Source organism: Dietzia sp. CQ4, from assembly GCF_014145125.1.
GTDB classification, from domain to species: Bacteria; Actinomycetota; Actinomycetes; order Mycobacteriales; family Mycobacteriaceae; genus Dietzia; species Dietzia natronolimnaea.
The window spans coordinates 1-5472 of the sequence record NZ_JAALDZ010000102.1 but is presented as its reverse complement, the minus strand read 5'-3'; the positions used below and the strand labels follow the sequence as shown (position 1 = coordinate 5472).

8 protein-coding genes are annotated in these 5472 nt (G+C 70.2%); 1 reads left to right on the top strand and 7 read right to left on the bottom strand.

The window, feature by feature from the left end; translation table 11 throughout:
• Positions 1 to 261: dihydrofolate reductase (locus G6031_RS06755; protein WP_182652838.1), on the top strand; the 261-nt coding region annotated here is incomplete at its 5' end.
• Here G6031_RS06755 and G6031_RS06750 read toward each other — a convergent pair.
• The 7 genes from G6031_RS06750 to mftG all read right to left on the bottom strand — a co-directional run.
• A complete protein-coding gene (locus G6031_RS06750) occupies positions 258 to 872 on the bottom strand; it encodes a DUF1707 domain-containing protein (protein WP_182652837.1) in 615 nt (204 codons plus the stop codon). The genes G6031_RS06755 and G6031_RS06750 overlap by 4 nt on opposite strands.
• Positions 873 to 885: 13 nt before the next feature.
• Positions 886 to 1272, bottom strand: a complete 387-nt coding sequence (locus G6031_RS06745; protein WP_179525875.1) for a DUF302 domain-containing protein — start codon at positions 1270 to 1272, stop codon at positions 886 to 888.
• 76 nt (positions 1273 to 1348) lie between these two features.
• The gene (locus G6031_RS06740; RefSeq protein ID WP_179525876.1) at positions 1349 to 1615 is read right to left on the bottom strand and encodes a metal-sensitive transcriptional regulator; all 267 of its coding nucleotides are present in this window, start codon (positions 1613 to 1615) and stop codon (positions 1349 to 1351) included.
• A 184-nt stretch (positions 1616 to 1799) separates the two neighbouring features.
• A complete protein-coding gene (locus G6031_RS06735) occupies positions 1800 to 2921 on the bottom strand; it encodes an NDMA-dependent alcohol dehydrogenase (RefSeq protein ID WP_182644153.1) in 1122 nt (373 codons plus the stop codon).
• A 143-nt stretch (positions 2922 to 3064) separates the two neighbouring features.
• Positions 3065 to 3448: a thioredoxin gene (trxA, locus tag G6031_RS06730; protein ID WP_179525878.1), complete on the bottom strand. Its 384-nt coding sequence runs from the start codon at positions 3446 to 3448 to the stop codon at positions 3065 to 3067.
• Positions 3449 to 3604: 156 nt separating this feature from the next.
• Entirely contained in the window at positions 3605 to 4540 is a 936-nt protein-coding gene (locus G6031_RS06725) for an alpha/beta hydrolase (protein ID WP_182652836.1), read from the bottom strand.
• Positions 4541 to 4597: 57 nt separating this feature from the next.
• On the bottom strand, positions 4598 to 5472 hold an 875-nt coding region (gene mftG, locus G6031_RS06720; protein WP_182652835.1), incomplete at its 5' end, for a mycofactocin system GMC family oxidoreductase MftG.

Genomic DNA, 5472 nt, shown 5'->3' with positions numbered 1-5472 from the left:
CTGGCGGCGGCCGGCCCGGACGCGGCGGTGATGGGCGGCGGACAGATCTACGCCGCCGCGCTCGGCTCAGCCGACGAGTGCCTGGTCACCGAGATCGACGCGGACGCCCCGGGGACCGTGCTGGCCCCGGAGCTGGACGGGACGTGGGAGCGGGTCGAGGTCGGCGAGTGGATCACCGATCCGCGGAGCCGCGTCGAGGGGCACGACGACGAGGTCCGGCACCGGCACACGGTGTGGCGGCGGCGCGGTCGAACCGCCTAGAACCACTTCCACGTCTTGGGGATCCGCTCCCCCGCCGCGAGGATCTTGATCTTCACGCCGGCCATGAAACCGTTGATCTCGAAGTCCAGATGCGGGCCACCACGGATGTCGTAGCGGCCCTCGTCGATCTTGAGCTCGGACCACGTCCGGTTGCCGGTCACCGCGACCGAGACTCCCGGGGGGAGCAGGATCTTGGCGTTGGCGGCCCACAGGTCGAGCTGGATGTGGGTGCGCGGGCGGTCGACCACGGCCTCACGGGCGTCGAGGTAGATCTCGCCCATCCAGGACGTCAGCCGGTAGTCGTCCGGGAGGGACCACCGACCCTCCCGCTTGAGCGTGTCGAAGACCGAGGTCTTCTTCTGGCTCTCGTCGACGGTGATCGCCCCTGACGGCCGGGTGGCCGGCGGCTGCGTCGAGGAAGGGGTGGGCCCCGCGGCGCGGGGCATCGGCAACCCGCTCAGGGCCACCTCCAGCTCGGCGGGGCAGGTCGCGGACCAGATCCTGGCGGCCCGGTCCGAGAACTCGGCGAGGGACAACTCTCCCCGCCCCACCATCGCCTCCAGTCTCTGCTGAGCGAGGGCCCGCGGGTCGGTGTACGGCTCCTGGGTCATGCCCCCAGGTTACTCAGCGGGTGAGGTCCTTCATCATCGACCGCATCTGCGCGGACAACTCGTCGGCCATGTCCTGCAGACCGCCCGAGATGACCTGTGCCAGCAGCGCCGGGTTCTGTGCCTCGATGACGCAGCCCCCGGAGGACTCGCGGACCACGACGTTGCAGGGCAGCAGCAGCGCGACCTCCTTGCTCACGTCGAACGCCTCACCGGCGAACCCGGGGTTGCACGCCCCGAGGATCAGGACGCGCTCGATGTCCTTGTCGATCTTCTTCTTGAGCGTGGCGGTGAGATCGATCTCGTGGAGGATCCCGAAGCCGCGGTCGGCGAGCGCCTCGCGGGTCGCCTCCACCGCCTCGTCGAATCCCATCGCCGTGTACGTACCGATTCCGACGTCCATGTCGCAGTCCTCACGTCTGTGGTCGGGTGATGTCTTCCGCGTACCGGGGCCAGCATCCCACGGCCCCGGGGAGCGGTCAGGCGAGCGAGAGGAAGAGCTTCTCCAGCTCGGCCACGGTGATCCCGTCCTCGCCGGTCTCGCCGTCGCCCGCCAGGCATTCCTGGATGTTGGAGCTGATGATCTTGAACCCGGCGCGGTCCAGCGCCTTGGAGACCGCCGCCAGCTGGGTGACGACGTCCTTGCAGGGGCGCTCCTGCTCGACCATGTCGATCACCGCGTTGAGCTGTCCCCGCGCCCGGCGCAGGCGGTTGAGCACCTGCGTCCTCGCCTCGTCGTCAGCCATCTCGGGCCCTCCTGCTCTCTCGCGGATGCGGATGTCGATCCGGACCCCAGTGTACCCGTGGGGGTATCGCTGTCCAGTCCGGTGTACGGAGCGGGCCCCGGTCCACCCCCTCGAGGGGAACCGGGGCCCACGGTTGCCGCGGTCGTGCCCGCAGCGCCGGCCGTGCCGGCGGAGTCGCAGAGGGTCAGTCGTCGTGGACGATGATCCCGCGGACCATGCCGTCGCCGCCGGACTCCATGATCTCGTAGCCCTCGTTGACCTGATCGAGCGTGAAGCGGTGCGTGATCAGCTCGTCGAGCTTGAGCTGCTTCTCGTCCCACAGCCGCAGGATGTTGGGGATGTCGTGGAAGGCGTTGGCCGACCCGAACAGTGACCCCTTGATGACCTTCTCGTACTGGGAGACGAACAGCCCGGTGAGGTTGATGGACTGGTTGTCGAGGCCGCCCATGGAGGTGAGCACCACGACCCCCCGCTTACCCACCATGTCGGTGGCGTCGGCGGTCACCTTGGCGTCGGCCACGCCGATCGTGATGATGGCCTTCTCGGCCATGTTCCCCCAGGTCAGGCCCGGAAGCTCGGCCTTGGCCTGGTCCACGTCCGAGTAGACGTGGGTGGCGCCGAACTCCGTGGCCTTGGCCAGCTTCGACTCGTCCGTGTCGATGGCCAGGATGAATCGCGCGCCGGCGTGCTTCGCGCCCTGGATCGCGTTGATGCCGATGCCGCCGATGCCGAAGACGACGACGGTGTCACCGGCCCGGACGTCGGCCGAGTAGACGGCCGATCCCCAGCCGGTGGTGACACCGCAGCCGACGAGCGCCGCGACCTCGAAAGGGATCCAGTCCTGGACCTTGACCACCGAGTTCATGTTGGCGACGGTGTACTGCGAGAACGTGCCGAGGGTGCACATGGCGCCGGCGGTCTCGCCGTTCTCGAGGGCGAACGGGTACCGGCCGTCGGCCATCTCGCCGATCGTGCCGTTGAGTCCGCCGTCGCACAGGTTGGTCATGCCGCGCGCACAGGCGGAACACTTGCCACAGGCCGGGATGAACGACCCCACCACGTGGTCGCCGGGCTGGACGTGGGTCACGCCGGGGCCGACCGCCTCGACGACGCCCGCGCCCTCGTGCCCGCCGACGATCGGCAGTCGCCCGGGCAGGTCACCACTGGTGATGTGGAGGTCGGAATGGCAGAGACCGGCGACCTTCCACTTGACGAGCACCTCGCCGAAGTGGGGGCCGTCGAGCTCGGCCTCCACGATCTCGAACGGCTTGCCCAGCTCTCGGGCGATGGCGGCCTTGGTCTTCATTCGACTCCCTCCGGGCGCGACGGGGTGATCCCGTCACTGGAACGTGTTCTCATCACGATATCCGCATCGGTCCACCGGGGATCGACAAACCGAGAACCTGTTCCAATTTCGGCGCGCGGGCGCGCCGGAGGGAGTGGGCCGACTCAGCCCTGGGCGTCGCCCTGCTGGGCCTGGGCCTCCTCGACCGCCTTGCGGACCTCGTCCATGTCGAGCCCCTTGATCTGCTCGACCAGGTCGTCGAGCGCCTGCTCCGGGATCGCACCGGAGTGACGGAACACGGCGATGCCCTCGCGGAACGCCATGAGCGTGGGGATCGACTGGATCTGCAGCATCGCGCCCAGCTGCTGCTCCGCGTCGGTGTCGACCTTCGCGAAGGTCAGCTCGGGGTTCTTGCCGGAGACCTTCTCGAACACCGGCCCGAAGGCCTTGCAGGGGCCACACCACTCGGCCCAGAAGTCCACCAGGACGATGTCGTTGTCGGTGACGGTCTTCTCGAAGTCGGCGGTCGTGATGTCGACGGTGGTCATACGAATGCCCTCCTAGCGGGACGGGGCGGCTCTCGTCCCGTCGTCTCTCGTCGCCAGCCTACGGACAGCCCGCGCCTGCGACGACCTTCTCGCACGGACCATACCCGTGTGGGTATTCAAGGTCGTGCAGTGAGGAACAACGTCGCCCGATCGGGGTTATTCCCCCCGCGCCCCCGGGCGGGGCGGGGATCCGAGGATCTCCGCCAGGAACCACTCGAGTTGGTCCAGGAAGACCGCGTTGTCGTCCCCGGCCACCATGTGACCGGCGTCCGCGACCTCGTGGGTGTACGCGTGCGGGAGGTGCCGCAGCAGGTGGGCCACCGACTCGTCGCTGACGATGTCCGATCGCGACCCCCTGATGAGCATGGTCGGCTCGGTGACGTGGGGCACGATCCCCTCGAAGTAGTCGTTCCCGATCTCGGCGTTGTCCCCGGTGGCGCCCGCGACGAAGCGCGGGTCCCAGTGCCAGTACCACCGGCCGTCGCCCTTCTGACGGAGGTTCTTGCGCAGTCCGTCCAGGTTCGTCGGGCGCTGACGACCCGGCTGGTAGGCGGCGATCGCCTCGGCGGCGGCCTCCAGGTCCGCGAACCCGTCGAGCCCCGACCGCATGAACTCCCCGATCCGCTGGACGCCCTTCGCCTCGATCTTCGGGGTGACGTCCACCAGCACCAGCGCCCGTGCGACGGGCTTGGCGGTCCCCAGCGCCAGCAGTCCGGTCAACCCCCCGAGCGAGGCGCCCACGAGAACCGGCAGCCGGCCGGGGAAGCGGGCGGCGACGATCAGCTCGAGATCGTCGACCATGCGGTGGATGTCGTAGTCCCCGTCCTCCGCCCAGTCGCTGTCACCGTGGCCCCGCGCGTCCAACGTCGTGACCCGGTACCCCTCGGTCGCGAGTCGCCGGGCGGCGCGGTTCCACGAGTTCCGGGTCTGCGCCCCGCCGTGCAGCATGAGGATCTCGTCGACCGGATCCGCATCACCGATCGGCTCCCACACGTCGCCGACGAGCATCCCGGCCGCACCGGCGAGCGTGAAGGACCGGGGCTCGGCGGCGTGAATGTGACCACCGAGGGTGTGGATCTCGCTACTCGTCATGGTGGCCCTTCCGCCCGCACTCCCACCTCGGCGGTGGAACGTGTTCTCATATCGGTTCTACCACGAGTTCCCGGCGATCACCCGCGCGGCGAGGTCCTCGGCCACCGCGAGGACGGAGAGATAGGGGCCGCACCGCGGCAGCACCGGGAACACCGACGCGTCGGCCACCCGCACACCCTCGCACCCCGACACCCGGCCGGAGTCGTCGACCACCTCACCGATCCGCGCCGACCCAGCGAGGTGCTGGGAGGTCGACGGGACGGGTGCGGGCCGCGGCCCACCACCGGAGATGCCCAGGCGGTCCGCGACCATCCCGGCGGCCTGGTCGAGCGCCGAGGCGTCGCGGGGGTCGTCGGCCAGCACCACCCGCGGGCCGTCTCCCCTGGAGCTCCCCTCCCGCACGTGGCCCCGGCCCACGGGGTTCATCAGGGCCACCCCGATCCGGTGCGGCTGGGGGTCCAGGCCCGGGATCACCCGGTGCATCGGGACCGAGTAGGGCCGCACCTCGATCTCCGCGAGGCCCGTCGGCCCGGGCAGACCGAGCCGGACCACGTGGGAGAGCAGGGGCGGCGGGACGAGCGGGTCACCCTCCCCCGGACCCCAGTCGGGCGGCAGGTCCAGCAGGACCTCCGGATGCTCCTGCGTGCTCCGCCCGACCGGGTGGCCGGACCGCGGTCCGATCCCCGAGCGCAGCAGGAACTCGGCCGTCCCGATCGACCCCGCGCACAGGATCACCTCCCGGGCGGTGATCTCCTCGTCGTCGTCGAGCACCACTCCCTCGCACCGTCCCCCGGTGCGTCCACCGGACCACCGGAGCTCGCGGACCGGCGAGCCCGTCAGCACCCGCACACCCGCGCCCGCGGGGTCCCAGGCGTCGAACGCGGTGACCCGCCGCCCGTCCCGCCGCGCCTGGGCGATGGCGGACACCCTGC

What these genes read in the sequence shown, in the direction of transcription:
- G6031_RS06735 (WP_182644153.1), bottom strand. Translation starts at nt 2,921, where the DNA reads ATGAAGACCAAGGCCGCCATCGCCCGAGAGCTGGGCAAGCCGTTCGAG.
- G6031_RS06740 (WP_179525876.1), bottom strand. Translation starts at nt 1,615, where the DNA reads ATGGCTGACGACGAGGCGAGGACGCAGGTGCTCAACCGCCTGCGCCGG.
- G6031_RS06750 (WP_182652837.1), bottom strand. Translation starts at nt 872, where the DNA reads ATGACCCAGGAGCCGTACACCGACCCGCGGGCCCTCGCTCAGCAGAGA.
- G6031_RS06745 (WP_179525875.1), bottom strand. Translation starts at nt 1,272, where the DNA reads ATGGACGTCGGAATCGGTACGTACACGGCGATGGGATTCGACGAGGCG.
- trxA (WP_179525878.1), bottom strand. Translation starts at nt 3,448, where the DNA reads ATGACCACCGTCGACATCACGACCGCCGACTTCGAGAAGACCGTCACC.
- G6031_RS06725 (WP_182652836.1), bottom strand. Translation starts at nt 4,540, where the DNA reads ATGACGAGTAGCGAGATCCACACCCTCGGTGGTCACATTCACGCCGCC.